Origin of the sequence: Alkaliphilus sp. B6464 (assembly GCF_018141165.1) — a bacterium.
GTDB lineage: Bacteria > Bacillota > Clostridia > Peptostreptococcales > Natronincolaceae > Alkaliphilus_B.
On sequence record NZ_CP058557.1, the window covers coordinates 265,280 to 291,961 of the forward strand.

25 protein-coding genes and 1 pseudogene are annotated in these 26,682 nt (G+C 33.4%); 5 read left to right on the top strand and 21 right to left on the bottom strand.

Features of this window, described 5'->3' with window-relative positions; genetic code table 11:
* Positions 1-287: 287 nt before the first annotated feature.
* The 21 genes and pseudogenes from HYG84_RS01215 to HYG84_RS20485 all read right to left on the bottom strand — a co-directional run bounded on the left by HYG84_RS01215 (position 288) and on the right by HYG84_RS20485 (position 22,350).
* Entirely contained in the window at positions 288-1,421 is a 1,134-nt protein-coding gene (locus tag HYG84_RS01215; RefSeq protein ID WP_212380002.1) for an RNA-guided endonuclease InsQ/TnpB family protein, read from the bottom strand.
* Positions 1,399-1,907: pseudogene (locus tag HYG84_RS01220) on the bottom strand (IS607 family transposase); the annotation flags it as partial. The gene HYG84_RS01215 and the pseudogene HYG84_RS01220, both read right to left, overlap by 23 nt.
* A gap of 1,108 nt (positions 1,908-3,015) precedes the next feature.
* A complete protein-coding gene (locus HYG84_RS01225) occupies positions 3,016-3,807 on the bottom strand; it encodes a hypothetical protein (protein ID WP_212380004.1) in 792 nt (263 codons plus the stop codon).
* Complete coding sequence (locus tag HYG84_RS01230; RefSeq protein ID WP_212380005.1) at positions 3,808-4,731, bottom strand: ABC transporter ATP-binding protein; 924 nt, start codon at positions 4,729-4,731, stop codon at positions 3,808-3,810.
* Positions 4,732-5,079: 348 nt separating this feature from the next.
* Entirely contained in the window at positions 5,080-6,057 is a 978-nt protein-coding gene (locus tag HYG84_RS01235; protein ID WP_249168689.1) for a GNAT family N-acetyltransferase, read from the bottom strand.
* A complete protein-coding gene (gene rsgA / locus HYG84_RS01240) occupies positions 6,054-7,100 on the bottom strand; it encodes a ribosome small subunit-dependent GTPase A (RefSeq protein ID WP_212380007.1) in 1,047 nt (348 codons plus the stop codon). Before rsgA ends, HYG84_RS01235 begins: the two co-directional genes overlap by 4 nt.
* Before the next feature lie 570 nt (positions 7,101-7,670).
* Positions 7,671-8,741, bottom strand: coding sequence for a GNAT family N-acetyltransferase (locus HYG84_RS01245; RefSeq protein WP_212380009.1), 1,071 nt, complete (start codon positions 8,739-8,741; stop codon positions 7,671-7,673).
* A gap of 138 nt (positions 8,742-8,879) precedes the next feature.
* Positions 8,880-9,392 (bottom strand): hypothetical protein, encoded by a 513-nt coding sequence (locus HYG84_RS01250; RefSeq protein ID WP_212380011.1) that lies wholly within the window; start codon positions 9,390-9,392, stop codon positions 8,880-8,882.
* 343 nt (positions 9,393-9,735) lie between these two features.
* A complete protein-coding gene (locus tag HYG84_RS01255) occupies positions 9,736-10,623 on the bottom strand; it encodes a hypothetical protein (RefSeq protein WP_212380013.1) in 888 nt (295 codons plus the stop codon).
* A gap of 77 nt (positions 10,624-10,700) precedes the next feature.
* A complete protein-coding gene (locus HYG84_RS01260; RefSeq protein ID WP_212380015.1) occupies positions 10,701-12,101 on the bottom strand; it encodes a HAMP domain-containing sensor histidine kinase in 1,401 nt (466 codons plus the stop codon).
* Entirely contained in the window at positions 12,098-12,751 is a 654-nt protein-coding gene (locus HYG84_RS01265) for a response regulator transcription factor (RefSeq protein WP_212380017.1), read from the bottom strand. Before HYG84_RS01265 ends, HYG84_RS01260 begins: the two co-directional genes overlap by 4 nt.
* 343 nt (positions 12,752-13,094) lie before the next feature.
* Positions 13,095-14,339 (bottom strand): group II intron reverse transcriptase/maturase, encoded by a 1,245-nt coding sequence (ltrA, locus tag HYG84_RS01270; protein ID WP_212376060.1) that lies wholly within the window; start codon positions 14,337-14,339, stop codon positions 13,095-13,097.
* A gap of 515 nt (positions 14,340-14,854) precedes the next feature.
* Positions 14,855-15,397 (bottom strand): GNAT family N-acetyltransferase, encoded by a 543-nt coding sequence (locus tag HYG84_RS01275; protein WP_212380018.1) that lies wholly within the window; start codon positions 15,395-15,397, stop codon positions 14,855-14,857.
* Positions 15,398-15,871: 474 nt separating this feature from the next.
* Positions 15,872-17,092 (bottom strand): helix-turn-helix domain-containing protein, encoded by a 1,221-nt coding sequence (locus HYG84_RS01280; protein ID WP_212380021.1) that lies wholly within the window; start codon positions 17,090-17,092, stop codon positions 15,872-15,874.
* Between the two features lie 33 nt (positions 17,093-17,125).
* Positions 17,126-17,659, bottom strand: coding sequence for a VanZ family protein (locus HYG84_RS01285; RefSeq protein ID WP_212380022.1), 534 nt, complete (start codon positions 17,657-17,659; stop codon positions 17,126-17,128).
* 318 nt (positions 17,660-17,977) lie between these two features.
* Entirely contained in the window at positions 17,978-18,040 is a 63-nt protein-coding gene (locus HYG84_RS20790; protein ID WP_212382017.1) for an SEC-C metal-binding domain-containing protein, read from the bottom strand.
* 166 nt (positions 18,041-18,206) lie between these two features.
* Complete coding sequence (locus HYG84_RS01295) at positions 18,207-18,530, bottom strand: ATP-binding protein (RefSeq protein WP_212380024.1); 324 nt, start codon at positions 18,528-18,530, stop codon at positions 18,207-18,209.
* A gap of 755 nt (positions 18,531-19,285) precedes the next feature.
* On the bottom strand, positions 19,286-20,467 hold the full coding sequence (locus HYG84_RS20215; protein ID WP_249168690.1) for a GNAT family N-acetyltransferase: 1,182 nt from the start codon (positions 20,465-20,467) through the stop codon (positions 19,286-19,288).
* A 391-nt stretch (positions 20,468-20,858) separates the two neighbouring features.
* Positions 20,859-21,128 carry a CD3324 family protein gene (locus HYG84_RS01310; protein WP_212380025.1) on the bottom strand — a complete coding sequence of 90 codons (270 nt, stop codon included), beginning with the start codon at positions 21,126-21,128 and terminating at the stop codon, positions 20,859-20,861.
* Positions 21,129-21,620: 492 nt separating this feature from the next.
* The gene (locus HYG84_RS01315; protein WP_330655535.1) at positions 21,621-21,986 is read right to left on the bottom strand and encodes a hypothetical protein; all 366 of its coding nucleotides are present in this window, start codon (positions 21,984-21,986) and stop codon (positions 21,621-21,623) included.
* Positions 21,987-22,218: 232 nt separating this feature from the next.
* On the bottom strand, positions 22,219-22,350 hold the full coding sequence (locus HYG84_RS20485) for a hypothetical protein (protein WP_256442562.1): 132 nt from the start codon (positions 22,348-22,350) through the stop codon (positions 22,219-22,221).
* 66 nt (positions 22,351-22,416) lie between these two features.
* On the opposite strand from HYG84_RS20485, the gene HYG84_RS01320 reads away from it, so the two are divergent.
* The 5 genes from HYG84_RS01320 (at position 22,417) to HYG84_RS01340 (ending at position 26,352) form a co-directional block, all read left to right on the top strand.
* Positions 22,417-22,689 carry a hypothetical protein gene (locus tag HYG84_RS01320; RefSeq protein ID WP_212380029.1) on the top strand — a complete coding sequence of 91 codons (273 nt, stop codon included), beginning with the start codon at positions 22,417-22,419 and terminating at the stop codon, positions 22,687-22,689.
* A gap of 295 nt (positions 22,690-22,984) precedes the next feature.
* A complete protein-coding gene (locus HYG84_RS01325; protein ID WP_212380031.1) occupies positions 22,985-23,521 on the top strand; it encodes a PadR family transcriptional regulator in 537 nt (178 codons plus the stop codon).
* A 58-nt stretch (positions 23,522-23,579) separates the two neighbouring features.
* Positions 23,580-24,938: an MATE family efflux transporter gene (locus HYG84_RS01330; RefSeq protein ID WP_212380033.1), complete on the top strand. Its 1,359-nt coding sequence runs from the start codon at positions 23,580-23,582 to the stop codon at positions 24,936-24,938.
* Complete coding sequence (locus tag HYG84_RS01335) at positions 24,935-25,663, top strand: ABC transporter ATP-binding protein (protein ID WP_212380035.1); 729 nt, start codon at positions 24,935-24,937, stop codon at positions 25,661-25,663. The genes HYG84_RS01330 and HYG84_RS01335 overlap by 4 nt, the downstream gene beginning before the upstream one ends.
* Positions 25,651-26,352: a hypothetical protein gene (locus HYG84_RS01340; protein WP_212380037.1), complete on the top strand. Its 702-nt coding sequence runs from the start codon at positions 25,651-25,653 to the stop codon at positions 26,350-26,352. The genes HYG84_RS01335 and HYG84_RS01340 overlap by 13 nt, the downstream gene beginning before the upstream one ends.
* Positions 26,353-26,682: the final 330 nt, after the last annotated feature.

The following is a 26,682-nucleotide window of genomic DNA, read 5'->3' on the forward strand; positions in this document are numbered from 1 at the left end:
AAAGTCGGAACAATAGGCGACCTTGTTATTACTCCATATAAGTGTCGCCTGCAATATCCGACTCTATATGGAGATTATCATGTGTTAGCAAAGTGTCTTTATTTATCATAATATTATTTATCCGTTGCCAAAACTTTATAAAACTCTAAAGATTGTGTTTAATTCTCTGTTCAACCTACCCTATTTTGAATAACCGAAGTTAATCTACTTTAGTTTGATACAGTAGTCCGAGAGCGTAAATTCGGATACAACGAATCCTACATATCAGCATCATCTTGTTGGTGATTTTATGCTGATTTATACCCATTAGAGCACACATAATTAGATAAGTTTATAGATGCGTTCAAATCTCTATCAATAGATAACCCACATTCACATTTATAAACTCTATCAGAAAGTTTAAGGCTTTTATTGATATTTCCACACTTACTACAAGTTTTAGAAGATGGATAAAATCTATCTGCAACAACCAACTCTATTCCGTTAAATTTACATTTGTATTCTAATATTCTTCTGAACTCATAAAAGCCTTGTTTTGCTATTGCTTTTGATAAGTGCTTATTCTTCATTATTCCTTTTACATTAATATCTTCTATAACTACTCTGAATGGCTTGGTTTTCACTATTTCAGTAGTAGTTTGATGAAGATAATTTTTTCTGATATTCGCTAATTTTCTATGCAGTAGTTGTATATTCTTTTCAAGTTTTATAATGTTGCTAGTTTTGACATACTCCTTTCCTTTTTTATTTTTATCGTATTTACGACTGACTTGACGCTGCAACCTACGCAGTCTTTTTTCTATTTTCTTTACAACTCTTGTTTTATTAATATTCTTATAAACTTTACCATCTGAACATATTGCTAAATCTTTCAATCCCAAATCTATTCCTAAACTAACATCTGTTAATTCTTGATGTTGTTCTTCTTTGTCTATTCCAATGGATATATACCAATACTTACCGTCAAATGATATTCTAGGGTTTGAGTATTTAACATTCACAGGTATCTGCTCATTCGTTCTTATCCAACCAACTTTTTCAATATTAACTAACTTGTTTTCTTTGACTTTTAGTTTCACGTTGTCATTGTAAAAAGATTTTTTACTTCTTTTTCTACTTTTAAATCTAGGTTTATCTGCTAATCCTTTAAAAAAGTTTTTATAAGCATTACAAGCATCTTTTACAGCCTGTTTTGCCACATTGTTAGATACTTCATTTAACCAATTTAATTCGGATTTTTTTAAAATAGTTATCTCTTTTCTTAAATCTATATCGCTTATAAATTTGCCACCATTTTTATAATTTTCTTCTTGTTTGGCGAGTGTCCAATTATAAATATATCTAGCAGTACCAACTGATTTCCAAAGTGATTTTTCCTGCTTCTTAGTTGGAAATAATCTAACTTTCTTCGCTAGTATCATCCTCTAACAGCTCCTTAACCATTTTCTTTGCTTTATTTGCTCTCTTGTCTTTAAGTCTATAACTAAAAACTGTAACTATCTGAATTAAATCTTCAACTAATTCTTGTTGTTCGGTCTTTTCAGTATTATCTATAATTTCAATAGTAGTACCATATTTATTACATAGATTTTCTATAATTTCAAAACCAAATCTTAATAATCTATCTTTATATAGAATTACTATCTTATCAATTTCTGAATTAGTTATCATATCTATTAATTGATTTAATCCTTTTTTATTGTAATTTATTCCACTTCCTATGTCAGTAATAATGCCAAAAGAGTAACCTTTAGCAATCATATAAGTTTTAACATTATCAACTTGTCTTTTAAAATCATCTTTTTGTTTGTGGGAACTAACTCTACAATATCTAATTACCTTTTTAGTTTTAGTTTCAATACCTTTTGTACCTAAAAATGATTGAGTTGTTCTTGTGAATAATATTTCATTTATATCACCTCTTGAATTTATTGTAATGGCAATATTCTATAAATTCAAAATAGTTTTATAAAGTTCTATAATATTTTATTAACTATTACTCGTCCTCCTTATTCGAATTATTTATAAAAAAATAAGAGCCGCAAGAATTAATTATTCTTACAGCTCATAGATATACGTAGTTAAGCTAATCATTATAGCATAACACAAATGTGTATATTAAGAGAAAAAAGAATAACTTTCTTGCATAAGTACAACAAAACAAACAGAACGTACCTGTTTACCTTTGTATTAAATGTACTTTAAAAATTAGCAAGAAAAATTAATCATTTTTTCACCTCAAATTTCAAATTTTTTATCATTATACTATTATACGTCGAAAAAGTCAATAAAGAGTGGATCAATAAAATCTATTTCTTCTCTATCTTCACAACCCACTCTACATGCCTTGAGGATACAATAAAGATGTCGTAAGTATCTAGTACCCCCTTGGTGTCAAGGTACCTTTCTACAAAATGTGATTATTCAAGATTGAATTTTCAAGATTTTTACCATCTATAGCCAAAGGTGCACCTGTATCATGACAGCATTATTTCGGTAATTCTGGCTCTTGCTTTTTTCCGATACATTTTAATACTTTTAGTATCAAATTTGTAAGCAATAAACCCTTAAATGCTTCATGCAGATTAATTTTTTAATATAATTCATCAGAACTTTGTTGTATATCTATCTTAATCACTATTGTATAATTAAGATAGATATCTTTTTCACTCCAAAACCACAATACATCTTGTGATTGGTAGAAAAAACTGGATCTTTTCAACTTCAACCAAAGGAGCAGAATCAAGCGCATTAATATATAGTATAAAAGGACTTACCTAACGATTTAAAAATTAAGACTAAATCATAAAAATATAATCCAGTAGAAAGATTAGAACTTAATCTCTACTGGATTTATCGTATCAACTATTAAGTTCGATTTCCATACGTCTATTCTTTGGCGCTTACTTCGTTTGTAATTTAATCTTATTATTATCAAATTCACTAGATTAGACAGATGAATGTTCACTAAAAGTAATTTATAAGGTTTTAACTAATTTAATTAATATTGTCATTCTAATATTGACCTAATAAACCTTTCTTTTTAGCAAACTTAACACATTTATTAAATACTACTAAACCAATGATAAAATACAAAAGAGAATTCCCTATCATAATTCCATAATCATATATTGAGAAATCTAAAAATGAATATCCTACTCTCATGGTAAGAAAAACTTTATCTGCTGCTGGTCTAAAAGGTAGTAAATTATATATAATCTTATTTTTTGGACTTACCATAATAAAGGCTAGTAAAGAGTATTGAACTATATTTAATAATGATCCAATCTTTTTAAAGATAAGTGCTAAACCTCCAAAAATCAAACCTATGCCCAATATACTAAATATACCAATAACTACAGGAAATAAAATTGAAAATATATTTACTTCAAGTTTAATGCTAGTTGTTAACATAATAACAAATAATAAAATAATAGAAACTATCAATGTTATTAACAACTCACAAATACTTCTTACAGTCACTATAGCTGAAAGCTTTATACCTGACATATTTAGCTGTTCTAATGTTCCTCTACCAGCATCATTCATTATCCCATATGCAATATCTGTATAGGCTGACACCATAATAGTCCATAAGAAATATCCTACTACAAATCCTTCTAAAGTGCCTCCCATATCTATAGGAGAAATTCCAATATCTATACCAAAATTTTTAAATCCTAGAAACATGGCCATAAATAAAACATAATAGAATAAGATTTTTGAGATTGTATTAAATTTATACCTACTCAATTCCTTTAAGGTTCTTTCAATAGATACTTTAAGTAGATAGTAATATTTAGCCAATTAATCCACCTTCCCATCTGTAAGACTTAAATATACTCTCTCAAAATTGATATTCTTTTGTTTTATCTCTTTTATAAAGATATTTATATTTTTTAATCTTTCTATAATTATGTATATATCTCCAAAATCTAGTATATCTACTTCTATTTTTGATCCATTATTTATAATATAAAACTCATAATCTAATTCCATTAATAACTTTTTATTTTCTTCAGTAATACTTTCTGTCAATACAATTTCATAAGTCATGGTTTTAAACATATTTAATAAGTTTTTCATATTATCTTTTGCAACTATCTTACCTTTATTTATAACAACTACATCATTACAAATAGCCTGAACTAAATTCATATCATGGGTACTAAGTAAAATAGTTTTATCTAAATCAGATGTTATATCCATTAATATATTCTTAATATCAGAATGACTTTGAACATCTAAACCAAGGGTAGGTTCATCCAGCAAAATAACATCGGAGTTACAGATTAACGTCGTAGCTATAGCAACTTTCTGCTGCATACCTCTTGATAAATTATTTACCATAACATTCTCTTTATCTGTTAAATTAAATCTATCCATTAAAATATTTATATCTTTTTCTACCTTTTTTCCTCCCAATCCTCTTATGCCTGCGAAGTAACGCAAATTTTCCCTTGGTGTCAGCCTCCAATAAAGATTTCTAGTACCTTCAAATACAGCTGAAATTCGATTTGTAGACTTTTTATTATCTTTTCCCCATATATTAATATTTCCTTTATCAGGAATTATTAAATTACAAATACTTTTAATAGTTGTAGTTTTACCTGAGCCATTTGGTCCAAGTATTCCACATATGCTTCCTTTTTGAACTTTAAAAGAAATATCATCTACTGCCTTTACAGTTCCATAGTGTTTTGTTAAATTCATTATCTCTACAGCATCCATATTATCGTCCCCCTTTATAAAGATATTATAGAAAATTGTAGAACTCTATAAATTGTATATTTGCTGCATTCCTATCTATTGAAGTTGCTAAGGTTTCCAATTTTGGGTATATATACAGTAACAAGTTTCGTATAACTCAAAATGTAAAAAGAAAAGAAAGTAGAATTAAAAAGTCATTTTAAACATAGCTCAGTTTCTAATAAAAGATATCTTTCTATACAATCTGATTATTCAAGATTTAATTTTCAGGATTTTTACCATCTACAACTAAATTTGCACTTGTATCGTGATAACATTATTTCGATAATTTTGCTATATACGAAAGGTTTGCCCATATAACATAGAGAACTAATTCCATTCATTTTCTAGATATTTATCATATCCAAGCACTCTTTCATCAATTCTTCTGGCATAACCATATGTATAGTTATCAAAATATTTATTCCAAAATCTCAAAGCAGTAGGGTTTAATGTCTCGCAATCAACTCCTAGATATTCCATTCCTTCCTTTTCAGAAATTTCGCAAAGATACTCTAACAATTGTTGTGCTATACCTTTATTTCGATATTCTTTATCAACATATGCTCCACAAATATTATAAATACTATCGCTCTCAGAAACAAAAGTTTCTGCCCCTGTGTCTAATGCCATATACCCAATAACCCTATCTTCTTCTTTTGCTACAAACACTCGAATCCTATCGTTTTCAAACCAATTATCATACTGAGTTATATTTGCAGGAAAAAATGTTGGTGCACTACACAAATGCTTTATTAATTCTTTTCTTAATCCTGATATTTCTCTTTTATCATCTTTCACTAGCTCTTGGAATCTAATGTCTTCATTCAACTCACTTATTTTAGTACGGGTACTCAGTTTCATAATAGCATCACTACACCTAATACCAAATCCATTCATGACAAAAGATGTGCCAACTTCTTCATCATGAGCATATCTGCTTAATGCAAAACTACATATTCCATCCGCAACCAAGTCTGCTGTAACTTCTTGTAGTAGTTTTGAAGCAAGCATATTTCTATTATCACCTGCAAATGCACTTCCTCCTAATGGCGAAAATACACCTTTTACATTCCCATGAAATCCATCCCACGGTCGTTCAAACGCTAGGTATCCAATAACTTTTCCGTTTTCGATAGCCACTTTTCCATACTTATTATTAAATAATCTTTGAATGATGATTTCCAGTTCTTTTCCAAAACTTCGCTTCATTAATTGAGGGCATTTTGTACGCTCTATACCGTATTCTTCAAGTGCTAATACAAGTGCTTCTTTTACATATTTTTGTTGCATATTTTCAAATTTCATTTTCTATTTTTTCCCCTTTTTATCTTATTTTCCAATTTCCCTTTTTTAGTATATATTGATTTATTCTTTCCCCATTCATTTTCATTTGACAGCTGACAATATGTTTTCCATCTCTCTCTAGAAGGTATGCCCTCTTCAATCGCTTGATTTACTGCACATCCTGGCTCCTTGCCATGGCTACAGTTACTATATTTACATTTAGTAAAAAGCTGAGTTACATCCGAAAACGTATCGTTTATGCCATTTTCAGCATCCCACATTCCAAGTTCCCTAATTCCTGGAGTGTCAATAACAATTACCCCTGAAGCAAGCTCAATCAGCTGTCTTTGAGTTGTCGTATGTCGCCCTTTAGAATCATTTTCACGTATCTCACTTACCACCATGATTGCTTCCCCTGCGATTGCATTTACAAGCGTCGATTTTCCTACGCCAGAAGAGCCTAAAAAGACTATAGTTTTTCCTGCCTGTATATACGCATTCAATTGTTTCATTCCATATCCGGTTTTGGCACTAATAGCTAGAACATCAGCCTTTTCTGATATACTTTTTACCTGTGCTATATAAGTATCTGGATTATCACATTCATCTGCTTTTGTCAAAATCACTAGCGGTTTTCCACCACTTTGTAAAGCCACACTAATATATCTTGTTATTCTATTCAAATTAAAATCATGATTCAAAGATGAAAGAATAAATACATAATCAAAATTAGCTGCTATGACCTGCTCCTTCACTGTCTTAACATATCCAGCAGCATGCCCTGAAAAATCGGTTCTTGAAAAAGAACTCTTTCGTTCACATATTTCCTCAATTAAAGAATTTCCATTTTCATTATATTGTAGAAGGACGTAGTCTCCTACTACAGGATACTCTTTATTTATTTTATATTTATAAAAAGTACCTTTTAATTTTGCATTTGTTTCTCCATATCGACATAGTACTTTGAATAATTCTCTCTGTACTTCGCTAACACGCGCTACAATTAAATTATCTTTTTCTCTTGTCAGAATCGTTTCGTTCTTATAAATTTCTTCAAATCTCACCGTATTACCTCCAATTTTTTGCACAAAAAAAACTTGCCCATCGACAAGTTCTGTTTATACAGTATTTTCAAAAGGGTTGTTTTTATAAAGTACACGGAAAAACCATAGTTCCAACGTATACTCAAGTATTAAATTATTGATTCATCACCGTATTTAAATTTGCCATAATTTAATCAACTCCCTTCGAAATTAAATTGAAAGCTGTATTCTCTTATATTGTACTAAAATGAAATAGAAAATACAACTGCAATTTTCAATTATATGAATATAATCTATCTCAGGGGACAATGTGCCTGCCCCCTTGATATAAAAAGAGTCGAAGACTATCGATCATAAGTTGACCCAAGATTTCGACTCTTTGAGTTTCTATATTTACTTATGGATTTATATAAAACAAAATCATCAAGATTTTCATATCTCAATGCATTCATAATATTAAATTCATTTAATTTTCAGCATAAGGAAAATACTTTCTTTAACTATAAACATACTTAATATTTAATCTGTTTTACAATGTATTAAGATGAACAAAATTATAAAAATGTGACGTAAATATAATAAGATTATGTGCTAATCACTACAATGAATACTCTTATTTAGAAAATCAATCCAGGCTTGACTATTAAAATTGGAACACATACCATAGTGTTGAAGATGAATAATATAATTTTCAAATCTTGAATAATCTATTATAATTTTTTTATGTTTCATAGTGGTCATAATATTGATGGTTTTTTCAACATCATTAGATTTTATATAACAGTAAAGACAATCCCATATCAAAGAGTCCTCGGTTTTAGAAGCGTTTTCTAAATATTCACCCCATTCATGCCATTCAGATTCAGATAAATCCTTTAAATTCTCAATTGGTGGATATGAGGAAAAAGAATAATAATCATTGTTGTATTTAAATCCAAATTTTTCGGCTATTCTACTTGAACCTTTGTTAGAATCTACACAAAGCCAATCAATTGTTTCGTACCCTTTAGCAAAACAATCTTTAATGGTTGCAGAAACAACTATTTTTCCAAACCCATTCTTTCTATATCTTTCATCTGTATGTATTCCAATTGCAATTCTATTGTCAAAACTACAATCACTCAATGACCAACTTACAATTACTTTACCATTATGTATAAAGTATCCTGTTCCATACTTTTGAAACATTGCATCATCACCCCAATTTTCAACCCATTCAAGTAGTTTCTCTGAGTTTTCATAGGAGTTTTGTCGTAATAAACCTATGTCTACTTTTTCAATTACAAAACCATCTATCAAAGTCATATTACATTCCGTAAAATCATCAATAGATAGTATATAGTGTCTTCTTTTATATTTTCTAACGAAGGGATTCTTATGAATAGTTGGTATTATATCTATCCATTCGCTTGTATCAGGCGTTAACTGGTCCCAAAAATCCAATTTCGAAGAAACTTCAGAATTAAAAACCACATCATTAGAACTACCTGCTATTAAGTTGCATTCACAGGTCTTTATCAGTGTCACTGTTGGATTATCAATGTTGTTTACAAATATCTCACCAAGAATAACACCATTTATAACAGAAAAAACAGATAATTCATTTTTGGATTTGATCAAATGTGCTATTTTACTAAATTCCTTACTCTTTAATTTAAACATTAAATTCCTCCTTGTATTGTTTTGGAAAGTCGTGATATTCTACTTATATACATAATATAATCTCTCTATCAACCTATCAAGTTACTACTCCATCTTTCCAACTCTACTTATCCCATTTCTACCTTGTCATCACTCAAATTACCCTATGTCATCAGAATTATACTCTCGACGTGCCCTGAGGTGACAATAAAAATGTCGTAAATATCTAGTACCCCCTTGGTGGAAGGATATTTTTATAAATTTATTGCTCTCAGAAGTATTTTCTGTATCAAATTTATATGATTTCCATTTTCTACTTACAAAATCATCACAATAATCACTATGATTTACCAACCCTTCTATACTACTCCTTTTTTCAGCTAAGTATTCTAACCAAAATACTGATGTCACCATCGCTTTACCGTCATTCGTATTTTCCGCTGCTGCGTATAAATTTGGCATAGATGCCCAATCCATAACATGGCCCATCTCATGGAACATTGTGTTCACAATCATAATGAAATCAACATTATCTTTAAGTTCTTCTATTCTATAAGTTGGTAACTTATCATAAGGCCTTGAAGTTACAAGTATCTTCTTACCTCCATCACAAACTCTTCCGTCAGTATCATATGAAAATTCTTTAATATCAATTAATTCTATTTCTTGCAAAGCATCAAGCGTAAGTTTCTTACCAAAGATGTCCAGTGTATATTCAACGACATCTTTTTAAAAAATTTTTTCACGTATCATTCAGACGCCACCTTACGATAGTGCCCTAGACTAGGCTTCCTGTGCTATGCTATCATCCACAGGGAAGGATTTTCACCTTCGAGAACCCCAACACTTTCAATCTTTAGACTTGTTATTACCTCTAAGGTATCATCGTCAGTGGTTTTAACATATTCGACTTAACAAGCATGATACTTGTTAATATTCAATTGCCTGTCGCACATAAAAGCCGCCACGCTATGTGACGGCTTAAGGGCTTAAAAATTCTTTAGTATTTTACCTTCTAAAATCCTTTAAGAATAGAGGGTGCTTGGCTTTCATTGGAAGATGGAGCTGTATTTTTAAGTTTTTCATTTATGATTTGCATCTCTTTTTCAATTTTTTCAATATGTTTCAGTGTATATTTATGCTTTGCATTATAACTGATACCAAGCAAAGCCTTATCATACCTGGAAACATTTATTTGGGCACGTTCTCCATTTTCTCCTGTAATCTCAAACTGTATATCTGGGTCGTTGCTTTGATAACCCTGGCTGCTGTATTCAACCGACTTAACTGAACCATGAACAACATTATAATCCTCCGCAAATCCTTTTACAAGATCGATGTATTCCTGCGGGTTTTTAGCAACAGCTAAATCAAAACCTAATGGAACTTTCTTATCCAGAGTTCTAGTGCAGCCTATGTCAAATAGCTCCCCCGTTACCGAATCTATATAAAAAGAATAACTAAGCTTATCGTTGACTTGTATATATCCAAACCAATTCGAACGTGGAAGAGATTCCACTGCCTCATTATATCCCATTTCAATTACCTGACCATCTAAACTTACATTATATACATTCCAAAGAGCTTGTGCTCCTATCTCAGCGGCATCTTCTCTTGCTATATCATTGATGGTTAACTTTTGGTTACGGTAAGAATCAAGGTCAATTGTTTCTACCTTATAATTTGCTTTATTATAGCCTTCCCGTAAATCCATCTGTGCTGCTTGGGATAGTCCTTTCTCATAATTTACGTAACTTGTGGCAATTGTATTTGTTTTGTTTAATTCCTCCGCTGCAACTACCTGTATTAATCCCTGGAACATCAGTGTACTAGCTCCAATAATCATTGTAGCGGCTAAAATGGTCTTTTTTAAATTTTTTCCTCCTGCTCTGTTTGCTTTCATATGAATCTCTCCTTTATAGTATTTTCGTGATCACAATAAACAGTATAAAGTACTCGTATTATAGAATCATCACCAAGTTATTTCGAAGTTGTAAAAGTTATCTTTGCTGTTGTCCCTTCACCAGGCTGACTAGTGAAATCTAAATCTGCCCCATGACATAAAACAATCTGTTTGCAGATAACCAGCCCTAATCCAGCTCCCCCATCACTTCTAGTTCGTGATTTTTCCCCTCGGTAAAAGGGTTCTGTAATTTGCTCAAGTACTTCTGGGGTCATACCTTTTCCCTCATCCTGAATACTAATAGTTTTCTTTCCTTCTTCTACAGTAGCCAGCACAACGATACGACTACCAGTATCACTGGCTTTTATCGCATTGTCAATTAGGTTAATCAAAAGACTTTTTAGTAAACAGCCATCTCCCCAAATAGCATCTATTTCACATATAAAATCAATTTCAATTTCTTTTTCAGTAAGATTTCTATTGAGTGTTTGTCTTACTGATTTAAAAAGATCTGATATTTTTTGCTTTTCCCAAGTAATCTGATTGTTTTTCAGGTTAGCCAATTCCAGCAATTCATATGCCAGTGTCTGCAAGCGGCGACTTTCGGACATAATATATCCTAGTGCAGACAGCCTGTCATCCTCCGTCATAACAGCTTTTTGCATATACTCAGCATAGCCATAGATAGCTGTCAGGGGTGTGCGAAGCTCATGGGCAAAGTTATCGATAAACTGCTGCTTTTTTTCTGCAGCATCAATAAGCTCTCTCATTTGATGCTGAATTTCCTCTGCCATGTGATTGAAACTTTGCGCCATTTTGGAAAGCTCATCATCTCCAGATACCGGAAGTCTTGTTTCATATGCACCGGCTGCAATATTGCGAGAGGTTTGAGAAATCTGTGCTAATGGTTTGAATATTTGATTAAGTAATAATAGAAGAGCTAAAGCAAGCAGACAGGAAAGAATAAATCCGGCAAGAAACAGCATGTTCTTCATCTTGTTCCATGAATTTATGTCATCTGTCGTATCATAAAGATAAACCATTGTATAAGAGTCGTATGGAGAGGGAAGCTTTCCCGAAACAATTGCATAAGTATGGCTGTCCGATTTTCGTACCGAAACTTGGCGATTTTCACCCTCCGGCGGATTCAAAGGATTGATCTGCAGTACTTTCTCAAATCGATTAGAATAAACAAGCTGATTGTTTCTGTAAAACGCTAGCCCTGTCTTTTTATCACCAGATAGATAGCTATAAGGCTGGAGCAGAGAGCTTAGAGATTCATCAATGTCAATTCCGCGACTTTCTACCGCATAGAAATCCTTAATAAGTGCAGACACGATAAAATAATGCTCTTCTAAGCTTCTATCCTTTGCTCGATTAACAGTATCCTTGAATGTAGTAACAGAAATTATGAATATTCCTAAATTAAAGAAGAACAAAAAGAGCACAAGTGTTGTCAAAAATGTTCGACGTTTCATATATTCACCTCCAAGCGATAACCCAGCTTGTATACGGTCTTTATCACTTCTTCCCACCCTAATTTTTTCCTCAACTTCTGAATATGAACATCAATGGTGCGAGTATCTCCTTCATAATCATAGCCCCATACAAGTTCCAGCAGTCTTTCCCTAGATAGGGCAATATTACGATTGCTTACTAATACTTCCAATAGTTCATATTCTTTAGGAGTACATTCCACAAGCTGTCCTTTACGAAATACCTGACGGCTTTCAAAATCAATTTTTACATCTTCTGCTTCAAAACTACTTTTATTTTTTAAAGTCCGTCGTAATACTGCTTCTACACGAGCTAATAATTCTAGCATTTCAAAAGGCTTTGTCAAATAGTCATCTGCCCCCATGGAAAAACCCTTTATTCGATCCGGCAAGCTATTTCGAGCAGTCAAAAAGATTGTTGGAGTTTCATTTACTTTTTTAAAAATCTCAAAGCCATCAAGTTCTGGAAGCATAATATCTAAAATTATAAGATCATATATATGGTTTTGTATTTCACCAACTGCAGTTTTCCCATCAAAAACTGAGGTACACTGATGCCCTACAAGCTGCAAATTTCTTTTAACCAGCTCATTAATTGCTATTTCATCCTCAACAATTAAAATCTTTGCCAATATTATTCACCTTCTTTTTATTAATATTACCATAATAATATTATAGAGTTGTAAAATAGTAAGTTTTTTTATTATGTATCGGACCTTTATTAAATATAAAAATAGCCAAGTCTATGGGTCATTGAAGTCCACTTAAAACTTAGCTTTTTAATTTCATATTAAGTTTTTATCCAAAGGTTGTGCTAATCCCATCAACAATCATAGAATTTCCCACTTACAAAATTATTTAATTTCTCTCCATTCATCCTCAAGAATTGCCATCAATAAGTGAGTAGACCTAAGGAACCTCCCCTTAAGTCCCTCTCAGAACCGTACGTGAACCTCTCAGCTCATACGGCTCCCATTATCCAGCCGATGGTAATATTCCAAACCTCCAGTGTGCAAACAGATTCTTATCACGCCTTGCTATTATACCAAGCCAATACTCAGCACGTCGCCTTGACCCTCGCTTCTTATATTTTCTACGAACCCAGTTAACAAGACATCCATTGATATACCTTAATACATCGTATATCTCTGATTTGTAGAAATGCGTGTAATAATTAATCCAACCCTGTATCTTACTATTGAACATATTTGCTATATCCCATAAATCTTTGTCAGGTTTCAGTTGCAATTTCCAACTTCGGACTTCTTTCCGTATAGATTTCTTTGCTTTCTCGCCAATAGCTGGAAGAAAGTTTGTAAAGAATTTTCCATACTTATTCTTTGCATGTCTTGGTCTGAATGTATACCCTAAAAAGTCAAAAGATGTATATTCATGATTCCCCTTTCGGTCTTCATCTTTACAATACACGGTTCTTGTCTTTTCTAAGTTCAATCCAAGTCCAAACATCAGAAATCGCTCTTCTAATCTTCGTTGAAGATACTTCGCCTGCTTTAAAGATACGCAATGTGCTATTCCATCATCTGCGTATCTTGCCCAAGGTATTGTTGGAAACTGTTTTGTCATAAAGTCATCAAATACATAGTGTAGAAACAAGTTTGAGAGTACTGGACTGATTACCCCACCTTGTGGTGTACCAGAAGTTCTTTCGATGACTGTTCCATCCTCCATTTGAAATGGTACAACCAGCCAGCGTTTAATATACATAATTATCCATGCTTCTTCTGTATGCCGACTTACCATTTCTATTAGGTAATCATGCCGTATATTATCGAAAAGACCTTTAATATCAAATTCTAACACCCAATCTTTTCTCCAACATCTTTCTCTTGTGATCTCCAATGCTTGTATCGCTGATTTATTCGGTCTATATCCATAGGAATCCTCATAGAATATTGGTTCTACACAGGGTTCAAAGTACATTTTAGCCACCATTTGTGCAACCCTATCTTCTACTGTTGGTATTCCTAAGATACGAGTCCCTCCATTTTTCTTAGGTATTGCTACTGCCCTTACAGGTTTGGGGAAGTAACTCCCTGATGACATCCTATTCCAGATTTTGTATAGATTATTATTTAGATTCTTCTCAAAATCTTCAATTGATTGTTCATCGACTCCGTATGTTCCCTTGTTTGCTTTCACCTTTTCGTAGGCTTCTTTCACTTTCCATTTTGAAATATTATATGGCTTTGTTTCTTGCATAAGCTCCTCCTCCTTTCAAAGTTGACTTATTCTTGAAACTGAATAACTCGGGTTCTTCACTCCATTCCCATTACAGAAACTTCCTCACTACTACAACCCAATCTGCCCCCATGACTGCATTGGTACTCTTATCTTGCGGTTCTTCCGCTTGATATACTCCCTTGACATCAGTCCGTGGGTTCCCACGTTCCGTACAGACGCCTGTATTAAGTTCATGCCACCTTTATGCCGCCCACCATCTAGGCAGTAAACAGGTTTCCCCTAGACTTATCCCAGATTAACGACAACCCCCTGGTTTTGATGGAATCTCTACGCTTTCGACATTTTCGTAAGTGGTTCACTTGCTCGTTCATCTCCTTAATACGCACTTGACAGTTTAGATACTGCCTTTTCCTTAACGCTCAATACCATGGCTTTTGACCACAGCACCTTAAGGTAGTTTGAAACCTCCACCTGTATGGCGATTTCGGCGGGCCTACCGCCATCATCTGCACAGCATAGCTGTCTTCAAGTAGCTACGCTACTTGGACACGCCTTCGTGGCGCACTATCATCTGCATATTCTTTTCCATCCCATACTGCATCACGTAGTACACCCTCTTTTTTAAACCCAGCAGCAATATAAGTTTTTTCAGCATGAGTATTGAATGAAAATACGTCTAGTTCTAAGCGGTGTAATTTTAGCTTTTCAAATGCAAAATCTCTTGTCATTTTTACTGCCCAGGAGCCAATACCTTTTCCACGTTCAGTAGACTGAAAAATTCCTATACGATAATTAGCACTTCTGGTCTCTGTATCAATATCATTTATTACGCTCTCGCCAATAATACGCCCATCTGGTGCAATAATCAAAAAATCATATCGGTCACCTGCTTCTATACATTTCAAAAGGAAATTCACTACCTCATCTTTAACATATTCAGTTTTACAACCAGTTAATCTGGCCACTTCTGGATCTAATGGATTAAAATTTTGGTTGTAGTATTCTTCTGCATCTTCTGGCTTCGCAAGACGCAATGTATACCCATCTTTTGTCCATATCTGCCATTCTTTTTTCATTGTTAATATCCTCCTAACTCTTTTTGCAATAACTTTATATTGTAGACTTTCTGCATGAAACGACGATTTTTGATAATAAAAAAATCATTCCCAGCAAACAGTAAGTGTTGCAAAGTAAAAGCTACAATATCACAGGAAAAGTTTCACCAAATTCTAACTACAAGCTATAGTACCAAATAAGAACGGCACAATAATATTGGGAAATCCCATATATGTCATTAAGTAAAGCAAGTCCTATTTAGTAAAAAATAACCAAACTAAGAGCAAAATTCATCACAACTCCATCGATGACACCTATGCATATCCTTAGTGTAGTAATCATAAAGTTTTAGTCCACAAAGCACATTTTTATGATCAACACTCCTTTCCTTTCTGACCATATTATTATAACATTTGCTTTAATCTAAAAACAGAGTCTGCATATGGGAAATATTCACTTAATTATACCCACTTAACTATACTTTTTCTTCATTTTTAAGAAAGATGCATTTCTTCTTTTATACGAAGTGCTTCTTTATATTTTCGTTGATATTTATATAGCTGAACTAAGAAGGTTCCATAAAACTGCTGGAAACCAAATCCCAATGGCTTATCAACCTGTTCGTAGAGCATCTTTAATACAGTTTCATACTTATTAGAGTCAAGATAATCTTTTTTCTGCAAAAGTTCTGCAAAGTAGATCATCTGTTCATATAGCAAATATTCTTCTGGCTTCTCTGGGGAAGCAACTAGGCATTCCTTTGCCAGTTTCAGGTATTCAGTAGCTTTTTCTACATTTCCCGTTTGCGCATAAAGTATTGACAGTTTTTGATATAGCATTACATTATGATATGGCTCATCTTTCAAATCCCCTACATGCAGTAAGTAATAAAGTGCTTCTTCATAGTACTGACAGCTAAAGTAAGCCGTTCCTAAATTATAATATGCGTAACTTTTTACTTGGGTTTTATATCCCCTAGTTAAAGCAATAGCCCGTTCATAATATTTCTTAGAAATAGCTATATCACGATGATTGCAGTAGCAACAACCAAGCAGAAAACTTGCACCAATCAAAATAGCAGGATTACCCTCCTCCGAAGCTAAGCGATAGGCTTTTTCAGCATTTTCAATACTTTTGCTATATTGACCAATATGATAAAATACAGTAGCCATCTGGTGATATATTACACTGTTATCTTGATATCGAGCAGCTTCTCGAAGTAATTGTACTGCCTCTCCTGTATAGCCAACATTTTGGGCAGCACCCAGATAGTATCTGAACTTTTGATTTGCATCCATATAAGGAATAAATTTTTGTAGATAGGCCTGCTCCACTGTTGCTTTGTCTCTATTATTTTTATGAAAGTTGAAAAACAGCAAATAAAGATGATAATACAAATGTAATTCACTGTTTTCTAATTGCTGTCCATGTCGTAAGAAATACTCGCTTTCCACATTAAAATCTTCATCGGCATCCAGCAGATAGAAAAATTTGCGAAAATGTTCTTTAGCTTCAATTAAAAATGTCTCATCCCGATAATATGAAATACCTAGGCTCTCAAATAAGCTATCAATAATATCTGTACTTGCGTCTGCCTGTCCCTGTTCAATTTTAGAAAGGTAGGAGGGTGCGCAAATACCTTTACAAAGCCCTTCCTGCGAAATATTTTGCTTTAACCGAGATTGACGGATTAAAAACCCGATATAATTATTCAAGAAAGCTACCTCCTATTCTATATTTTTTCTTTATTATTTTCTAAGTTGTGCCAATACCCTTTCAGATATAGGCCTAAATACTAAATATAATATATATCCAACGATCCCACCAAAAGTATTTGTAATTAAGTCTGTAATATCAAATGTCCTACTTGCATGACTGCCTGCCCAAGCATAGAATAATTGCATGGTTTCAATCGACAAACTGAATGCAAATGTCCATATGGAGATGTGAAAAATATTTCCTTTTTTAACAAGTGGGACGAGAAAGCCAAGAGGCATCACCATAATAACATTGAGCACAATCTCACGCACAGCATTTCCGTAATTTTGAAATAAATCACGAAAGGGAACCCAATTGATTGTTTGCAAAAATAAATTGTTTGTACCCATAATACCAGGTATAGGAAGTCTGAATGGCATAAGTGTTACAAATAATACCAAGCATATATATAAGTAAAGTAAATTTAGAACCCAAAATTTATCTTTACTTTTTATTCTCCATCGCTTGAAAAAGAAAGCTGAATAAATTACTCCTAAAATTAAAAAATCCACAATATATTCCATCACTTACCCCCGTAATTCCAATTTATCTATATGTCATAGAACTTATCCCCCATCATTTCTATGAAATTAATTCTATCATGTTATTTTGTAATTTTAAAATATATAGAAATTCATTAGCATCTGTATTTTCTACATTCCCATATTTTTCTCTTATATCACCCTATAATACAAAATTGCTAATCCTCCCCATATAATATAGATACTCCTTATTATTTCTAATTTTACTGATATTTTATATAAATCCCTGACCAATACATTTAATTACTATTCTATCTTTCTAACCCCTCTTTTTCCTTTTCTACCCTATCATCACTCAAATTATCCTATTTTATATTTTTTACCACTACCGCAAGGGCGTGGGTCGTTTCTTCCTATTTTCATATAATTTCCCCTTATAAATATCAAATTTGATTTTTAAACTGCTCTAATCATATTAAAAACCACTATTTTAGCAATATATACTGTATTTTATTTTACAATGTACCTTGTCAACCTACCACTACCAACTTTTACAATAAGCTCTTTATCAAGCATTTCTTTAAGCATGTTAATAGCATGAGTAGTTCCACTCCCCCAGAGCTTGTTCCACATCAGAACGAGTGATTTCTTTTTTACTTTCAAACAATCTGAGTATTGGTAAATACTTTTCATCTTCTGCCCTTAGTGCTTGAGCGTGAATGTTGGGAAGAACTACCTGAAAAGCACCTTCTACATTTTCAAACTTTGGTTGTATCGGCAATCCCTTGTAACAGCTAATTATTTTGCTAATACCAGTCCCATATGCCTCAATCAGCTTCATTCTATAAAATAAGTTAGCTAGCTTTTCATTTCTAGGTTGTGATGCTCCCAGCATTGCTGCCTCTAGTGACAAGCCAGAAACCAATCCACCTCAGGAGATAATCTCTAAGCGATCGGAGTAAAGATTTATAAATGTACTGCCACTAAAAGAGTAATCCCTGTGCACGATGGCATTTAACAGTGCCTCACGAATAGCATCTTCTGGGTAATCTCTTTCGTCCGTACGAAGTAGATCCTGAAATGTAGCTTTTGTTCCATTATAGAAATCAATCGTCTTATATGCATCTGTTAATTGTTCAAACCATAATCCAATAGATTTTTCTGAGAATATCAAATAATCGTATCAATCTCTTTTTTACTATAAAGGTCAAAGATTTTCTTCACTCTATTACTTCCTCTTTGATAGCCTTTTTCGTTTGTATACCAACCGACAATATTCAGAAACCTTAATCCTCCTAATGTTGATTCTATCGAATATAAGCTTGGGTAATTAGATTTTTTGGTGATAAAAACTGCTGCTTTAATTTTTCTATTGAACTGCATATAAAAAGGCTAAGTGTTAGATCATTTATTGACCTAACACTTAGCCTTTTTATTATTGATTTTTCTTTAAAACAGCTATGTCATCTATATTTTCACCTATTTTTAACCCTTAAAAAGATGACATTTTGGCCTTGTCACCACAATACGTCATCAGAATTATCGCTTCTACGTGCCTTGAGAGCACAATAATGATGTCATAAGTATCTAGTACCCCCTTGGTGGCAGATGATGTCCTACTATTTTTTAAAAGCTTCTTTTACTATGAAAACTTTCTTTAATACTTAATCAATTCCATTGACCTGGAAATCTTAATTTTTGTAGTTTTGGGAATCTTTTATTATATTTTTCCACTTCTTCCTTTGGAAGATTTTCAAAAACTTCTGATCCATAGAATTTTCCTTCTATGCCTTTCATACTATCTTCTGCTAATTCAATTCCCATAAATGCATCAAAGTTTTTATCATCAGCAGTTGTAATATTAAAGCTGTCACATGTTTTAAATCCTATTCTAGGATAATAATCTGGTTCTCCAAAAATTACAATCCCTCTATACCCTTTATTTGCAGCTAATTCCATTGTTTCCCTTAGTAGAAATTCACCAACTCCATATCCCTGCCATTTAGGATCTACACAAAGAGGTCCAAAAGTTATAATTTCATGTGTATTTTCTCCATCAACAATTTGTGCCTTTGAGTACATTATGCATCCTATTACCTTTCCATCCTTTACTGCTATCCTACTTAGCTCCGGAAGATGGTCTTTATTTTGACGTAATTTATGCACAAGATAATGTTCGTCACATCCAAGATGATGTTTATTCCAAAATGCATGCTGTGTCATTAACTCTACATTGTACCAATCAGACTTTGTTTCCATTCTAATTTCTATTTCTTCTCTATTTAATCTTTTCTTTTCTTCTAGGAACCATCCAAATTCTAACCTTACTTCTTTTCTTTGTAAATCATTATTCTTGTAACAACAAGTATCCATACCAATCAAACTAAAGCCTTCGTGCTGATAAAAATCTATTGCAGTAACATTGCAAGATTGTGTTTCTAATATAATAGCACGACGACGTTCTCTTCTTGCTTGTTCTTTTGCTATTTCAATTAATCTATGACCTATTCCTTGCTTTTGATATTTTTCTGCCACCCAGAGTTCTGTAATTCTTAGACGATTAGACCATATTTCTTGATCAGTTTCCATTGCAGCAACTAATTCATCATCAACTAACACTCCCCAAGCATAAGCATTCTCCCTATGATCTTCATATAACTTATCTGGAAAATCATATTCTTCTGGTGTATGAGTTACTGGCTCTATAAAATCTTTCTTTTCTATCTCAATAGCAAATCCTCTATCTGTTTTATTTACATGGACATCATAATACTTGTCTGTTGTGTACTTTATTGGAATCATAGTTCCTTTCCATTTCTCTTTTGGTAAATGTATAATTTCATATTCCATAGATTTTATCCCTTCTTCTTATTTATTATAACTATATCCTCTATTATTATATATTCTACCATGTGATTTTTTCATTTACTACTTAAGAATGGTACAAGAAAATGCCAACTGAACATAGTGCTTAGTTGACACCTCTATTATTTTTTTCACCTTTTTTACATTCTATCTCTATTCCTAGTAGCTAAACCTACATTCTAAAAAATAATGGGTGCAACGCACCCATTATTTTGATTAACTTATTGCATAACTGACTAGTACAAAATTAAAAAATCTGACTATTCACTTAAGCAAAAATCACCTCTATTTTAATTTTAACCATCTCCTTTCCTATATACTAACCGGTCAATTTCATTTTCTCACTTATAGCAGCGAAATCATAGGTAGAGAATAATTATAATTGTTTTTTACCATATACGATCTTTTTAATTGTTTCTTCACTTAGATAATATATATGAGCTATCTCATCTAAAGATATACCATTTTTATATAACTCAAAAATCTTGTCGTTTCTTTTTTCCAGTAGCTTCTTCGAACCGTTTAAATGACCCCATCCAACCCTCTCGCTCTTCTTAGGTATGTATATTAGACCTCCATCAATATACTTTTGTACCTCTTTTAGAAGGTGAGCTGGCAATACTTCTACACCTTTTTTGTAACTCAAATAATAGTACCTCCTGCAACATAGTATTAGATTTATAGATACTTGATGTATCTTTTATCATAATACTCACCTCCCTCAAATTATTTATTTAGATATACTTATATTCTATATTATTTACCATCTTTTACAAGATCTTTAAGAAAAAAGATAAAAGTATTTAATCTTATGTTTTTAATTTCTAACTTATTTCAATTATTTTTACAATATGAAACATTTCTTTGATGATGCTCGATACACCAGCAACCAATCACTCCAGAGCAACGGAAACTACCGTTTTAAAAAAACACATATACTTGATGCTATTATAGAATCTCTCTTTATGTTCAGAATTTAAGAATGTTTTTTCCTTAAACTTATTAGTTAGAAACTTTAGTCTATCTTTTATTTAACTTTGAATTTATATAAAATAAAAGCACCAAGATTTTTTATATCTAAGTGCCTTATACCTTATGTTGATATTCTCATATTTTTATTATGGTAAATTAAAATTAATCATAACTCGGAATTGATATTTATTTGGCTCTCGATGAATGTTTTTGAAATGAGCATAGCTTGAATTATGTGTTGAAAGCGATTGAATTGTGAATTTCCTTTTTCATATTTACTTTGAGCTTTTGTGGTTTTATTTATGATTGAAACTATAGGATGTAGTGCCTCTCTCAAATCTTTGCTTGTATAATTTGTTGTTTTATCCCCTGACAGAAGAGCCTTTGAAATATAAAGTGATTTAATTCTGTTTTTTAAGAGCGAATGTTGAGATGTTCCCTCTGAAAACTTCAGTTGCATTTTTTCGCAATTAGTAATGGTAGAAGATAGTAAGGATATTGCTTTTTCTAATTCTTCTTTGCTGAATTCCATCATGATCCCTCCTATTCAGTCGAGTAGACTAAAACCTCACGATGCTAGCCCCTCACAGAATCCGTACGTGCGACTTTCCCGCATACGGCTCCTCATAATAACATTCACAATTAAAACAGACTACAATAAATCTTGGGTTTCGCTAATGGATAATATTTCAGCATTTCAATATATCCATCCCAACTGTAACTTTTCTTATCACTTCTGCGGTTTCATAATGTTTTTTAGCTGTTCATCTATCAACTCCTAGCTGCCTTGCTAGCTCACTGGAGTTTGGTTTTTCCAAATTATTAACCTCCACTATTATTTTTAATCTATTTAAATCTTTTACAGAATTTATCTCTATTTTTGTATTAATGTTCATATTAAGAATCAATTTCATCACCCATTAATACTATAAAGATTTTTGTAAGTGTTGTACATTAAAATATTGGCAACTTTCTACAATGTAATTTTAGCATTCATAATTGAGCTATACCGGGCAGCACAGGCCACATTCCGGCGTGTACTCACCGGGACAAAACTCCCGAAGATGGACGAGCTTAGAGCGGAGGCCCAAAAGCTGGCGGCAGAGAAAAAAGAGACTTACCGGGAATACAAAGTGGCTAAAAAAGATATGCAGGATATAGTTGTAGCAAAGTGTAATATAGACCATCTTCTCGGTCTGACGGGCGGGAGAAATAACAAGGAAATGGAGTGGTAGCGAACATGACGCAACACAAGGCGCAGCGCGCCGACTTCGGGCCAACTTGGCCCGAAGTTACTGGGTTTGGGGCGGCGGCTCCAACAAGCATAGCAATGGTTTTGCCGCAAGGCAAAATCATTGCGTGCAAGCGTCTGTCAAGACACTTGCCCCGCTTGTTGTTTAGCGGAACCCGGTTTTTAAATCTAAAAATAGCGAAAAACAAACAAAACAAAAACCTTGACAAGTAGGGCACAGAGCAGTAGTATATAATAAATACTAAAATTTTAGTATTAAAATGCAAGGTGGTGATTAGATGGTAAGAACTATGGTGCTTGGATTGTTAAAAACGCACGGAACAATGTCAGGCTATGAGATACAGCAACAAATGGAGTCTGCTGAAACGGATACATGGGCTTATGTGCAGCCTCCGTCAATTTATCATGCACTAAAAAAATTACATGCCGAGGGATGTGTCAGTTTGGAGTCTGTTGAGCAAACAGGATACCGAACTAAAGCCCTTTATGCCATTACGCCAGAGGGTGAAAAGGCATATAAGGAAATGCTTGAAAAAGCCTTTGAGAAAAACTCCGTTGTATTCCCTGCAACGCTATATACCGCCCTCACTTTTTGGAACGAGCTATCACCCGAAACAGTTTTGGAAGCAGTCAATAAGCAAATAGCATCTATCCATGACACAATTAAGCTGATGAAATCTGGCAAGGAAAGAAAAGCGGAAATGGTTGGTATTGAAGAAAATGTTGATTTGATTTATCAGAACATTTTTGCTCAATGTGATTTACAGCTTGACTATCTGCTTTCTGTTAAAGCATTTTTTGAAAAAAGGATATAATTCCTTTTTTTACCCGGAAACTAAAATTTTAGTATTAAAATTATAGGAGGCAAATTATATGGAAAACACAAATCTTGGTACTGAAAAAGTAAGCAAACTTCTTACGAGTTTTGCTATCCCCGCAATTTTGGGAATGTTGATTAACGCATTGTATAACGTAGTGGACAAAATCTTTGTTGGGCAGGGTGTTAATGAATACGCTTTAGGGGCAATATCAATAGCGACGCCTATTACAATGACAATGCTGGCAATCGGGCTTTTGGTTGGTGATGGTGCTGCGTCCGTTTTTGCTATGCACTTGGGGAAAAACGAACCTAATAAAGCAAAAGGTGTTATTGGTGCTTCTGTTGTTTTGGTTGCTATATTGGAACTACTCTTGATGATTGCTGTATTGTTATTTGGAGAACATATACTGAACCTCTTGGGGGCTACTCCCGAATTGATAGGTTATGCAAAAGATTATTCGTACATAATCGTTTTTGGCGGTGTATTTCAAGGGGCGGGAATTGTACTCAATAGCATTATCCGTTCAGAGGGTAAGCCCAATCTGGCAATGGCAACAATGTTAGTCGGTGTTATCGGAAATCTTATTCTTGACCCGCTTTTTATCTTTGGCTTCAAATGGGGAATAAAAGGAGCCGCGATTGCAACGGTAATAGCACAGATAATTTCTGTTACTTCTATGCTTTTACATTTCATGGGTAAAAAATCAATCGTAAAAATTACTTTTAATAAAAATAGTTACGACATTAAAGTTCTTGCCAATATCTGCGCACTTGGTTTTTCATCTTTCGTTATGCAAATCGCTACTGGATCTATAACTGTTATTTACAATAATCTGCTTAGGCGTTACGGCGGCAGCTTGGCAATCAGCAGCTATACAATCGTATCCAGCATTACAATGTTAGCAACCATGCCTTTTTATGGGATTACACAAGCAATGCAACCCATTATCAGTTATAACTATGGTGCAAATCTACAAAGCAGGGTAAAGGCGTGTGTTAAACAATCCTCTATTGCTTGCCTTTTCTTTGGGCTGGTAGTAACAGCGATAATGTTTGCTTTTACCGCCCCCATTACACAAATGTTTAGCGCAAACAGTCAGGAGTTAGTTGAAATAGCGGTAAAGGTATTACGGATTTCCTTTGTTGCATTTCCCTTAGTTGGTTTTCAGATGGTGGGGGTAAAATACTTTCAGTCAATCGGTAAAGCTGTTCCTGCAACACTGCTTGGTCTACTGCGACAGATTATTGTCCTGATACCTGCGCTATTTCTGCTTTCATATATATTCGGCCTGAATGGTGTTTTTATGGCATCACCGTTTAGTGATATTATCGCCTTCGTTGCGACATTTGTTTATCTGCTTTATGCAATAAAACAGAACCCATCTGAAAAGGAGGAAAAGTTAAGCATATGAATACAGATGTAATTGTTCAAACGTATAATTTAACTAAAACTTTTGATTTCGGAAACGCTTTAAGTGAAGCCAATATGAGAGTTGACAAAGGCACTATATACGGTTTTTTGGGTGCGAATGGCGCGGGAAAAACTACAATGTTTAAGCTGCTTACCGGCCTATTAAAGCCTACAAATGGCACAGCTACGGTATGCGGCTTTAATGTGTCGGATAATCGCATAGAGATATTGCATAAGATTGGCGTTTTAATTGAAACTCCGGTATTTTATGAACATTTATCAGCAATAGAAAACCTTGAAATCCATCTTGCCTACATGGGTAAAAATGGTGATATATTGCAGACATTGACTAATGTTGGACTTCAAGGTACAGGAAACAAACCTGTTGGTAAGTTTTCGCTTGGTATGCGTCAAAGATTGGCGATAGCTCGCGCCATTATTCATAACCCGGATTTATTGATTTTAGACGAACCCGTAAATGGATTAGACCCTATCGGTATTAAGGAAATGCGCTTTCTTTTCCAAAAGCTTGTAGACAACGGAATGACCATACTTTTATCAAGCCATATTCTATCAGAAATTGAGTTGTTAGCAGACACAATAGGAGTTATCGTTCGCGGCAAAATCATTCAGGAAACGTCATTGGCTGAATTAAAAAAGCGCATTGATTGTAGCCTTGAAGATTACTTAATTAAAATCATGGGGGAATATCAATGGGAAAATTAATGCGTTTGGAGCTTAAAAAGAATAACTTTAAGAGATACTTATTATTTGCGGCTATTATTGCCATAGCATTGTTATTACTACAATATTACTTTGCTATGATTTCAAATGATGAACCTACGCTATCAAATTACACTCAAATAACGGCAATCACAAGTAGCCTTTTCATGTTTGGCTTTTCTATTCTTGCTTCTGTAATGTATGCGAACGTTGTACTGGATGATTTCGTAGGAAAAAAAGCGATACTGACATTCACATATCCAGTAAAGAGAAGCAAACTGTTTTATAGCAAAATACTATTAGTATTGCTCTTTACCGTGGCTGTAATGGTAACACTACAAGCCATAGTGTTTACAATATTTTTCCTTACCGAGACAGCTATGCCAATGGTAAACGACACAATAACAAAAGCAATTATTTCAAATACAATTAAGACATCAATTATTTTTACAATTATGACCATAGCTCTTGGGCTTATTTCTATGCGTATTGGTTTTATAACAAAAACTATCCCCTCAATTATCGTGAGTGCGGTGTTACTCGCAACAGTTATTAGTAATGTAACTGGAAGAATGACAGGAGATTTTACAGTATATATCACAATAACTATAATCGTTGCCGTTTTAGGTACAATCATGACATTGACCTACGGACAAAGATTGAAAAAAGTAGACGTTGATTTGCTATTATAAACATTTTGTCAAAAGCAAAGTTATAATAATGCAGCCATTCTAACGGAAATAGAAATTAAAAGGTGAGAACTACACATGAAAGCTGCCATACGGCTAATAAAAAAAGCCGTTAATTGGCAGTCGAATTTTTGCGGTCAAAGAGCAAAAACGGCCAGGTTTAGCCAGCCGACAACAGAGTAAAAACATATTTACTTTGTTGTTCCCAACATGCGGAAAACAACCGTGTATATCGTCATGCCCTTTTTCAAAATGCCCGATTGGATACTATCCATCCGGGCGTTTCTCTATGGGACAAGTTCTTTTGCAACTTCGGGCCGGGCCTGTTTACTG

Coding starts and splice junctions, on each gene's coding strand:
- HYG84_RS01235 (WP_249168689.1), bottom strand. CDS start 6,057: ATGAAATTTGAAAATATGCAACAAAAATATGTAAAAGAAGCACTTGTA.
- HYG84_RS01230 (WP_212380005.1), bottom strand. CDS start 4,731: ATGGATGCTGTAGAGATAATGAATTTAACAAAACACTATGGAACTGTA.
- HYG84_RS01255 (WP_212380013.1), bottom strand. CDS start 10,623: ATGAAAGCAAACAGAGCAGGAGGAAAAAATTTAAAAAAGACCATTTTA.
- HYG84_RS20215 (WP_249168690.1), bottom strand. CDS start 20,467: ATGGAATATGAAATTATACATTTACCAAAAGAGAAATGGAAAGGAACT.
- HYG84_RS01285 (WP_212380022.1), bottom strand. CDS start 17,659: ATGGAATATATTGTGGATTTTTTAATTTTAGGAGTAATTTATTCAGCT.
- HYG84_RS01340 (WP_212380037.1), top strand. CDS start 25,651: ATGGGAAAATTAATGCGTTTGGAGCTTAAAAAGAATAACTTTAAGAGA.
- HYG84_RS20485 (WP_256442562.1), bottom strand. CDS start 22,350: ATGAACATTAATACAAAAATAGAGATAAATTCTGTAAAAGATTTAAAT.
- HYG84_RS01275 (WP_212380018.1), bottom strand. CDS start 15,397: ATGAAAAAAGAATGGCAGATATGGACAAAAGATGGGTATACATTGCGT.
- ltrA (WP_212376060.1), bottom strand. CDS start 14,339: ATGCAAGAAACAAAGCCATATAATATTTCAAAATGGAAAGTGAAAGAA.
- HYG84_RS01325 (WP_212380031.1), top strand. CDS start 22,985: ATGGTAAGAACTATGGTGCTTGGATTGTTAAAAACGCACGGAACAATG.
- HYG84_RS01335 (WP_212380035.1), top strand. CDS start 24,935: ATGAATACAGATGTAATTGTTCAAACGTATAATTTAACTAAAACTTTT.
- HYG84_RS01330 (WP_212380033.1), top strand. CDS start 23,580: ATGGAAAACACAAATCTTGGTACTGAAAAAGTAAGCAAACTTCTTACG.
- HYG84_RS01215 (WP_212380002.1), bottom strand. CDS start 1,421: ATGATACTAGCGAAGAAAGTTAGATTATTTCCAACTAAGAAGCAGGAA.
- HYG84_RS01315 (WP_330655535.1), bottom strand. CDS start 21,986: ATGGAATTCAGCAAAGAAGAATTAGAAAAAGCAATATCCTTACTATCT.
- HYG84_RS01245 (WP_212380009.1), bottom strand. CDS start 8,741: ATGTTTAAATTAAAGAGTAAGGAATTTAGTAAAATAGCACATTTGATC.
- HYG84_RS01260 (WP_212380015.1), bottom strand. CDS start 12,101: ATGAAACGTCGAACATTTTTGACAACACTTGTGCTCTTTTTGTTCTTC.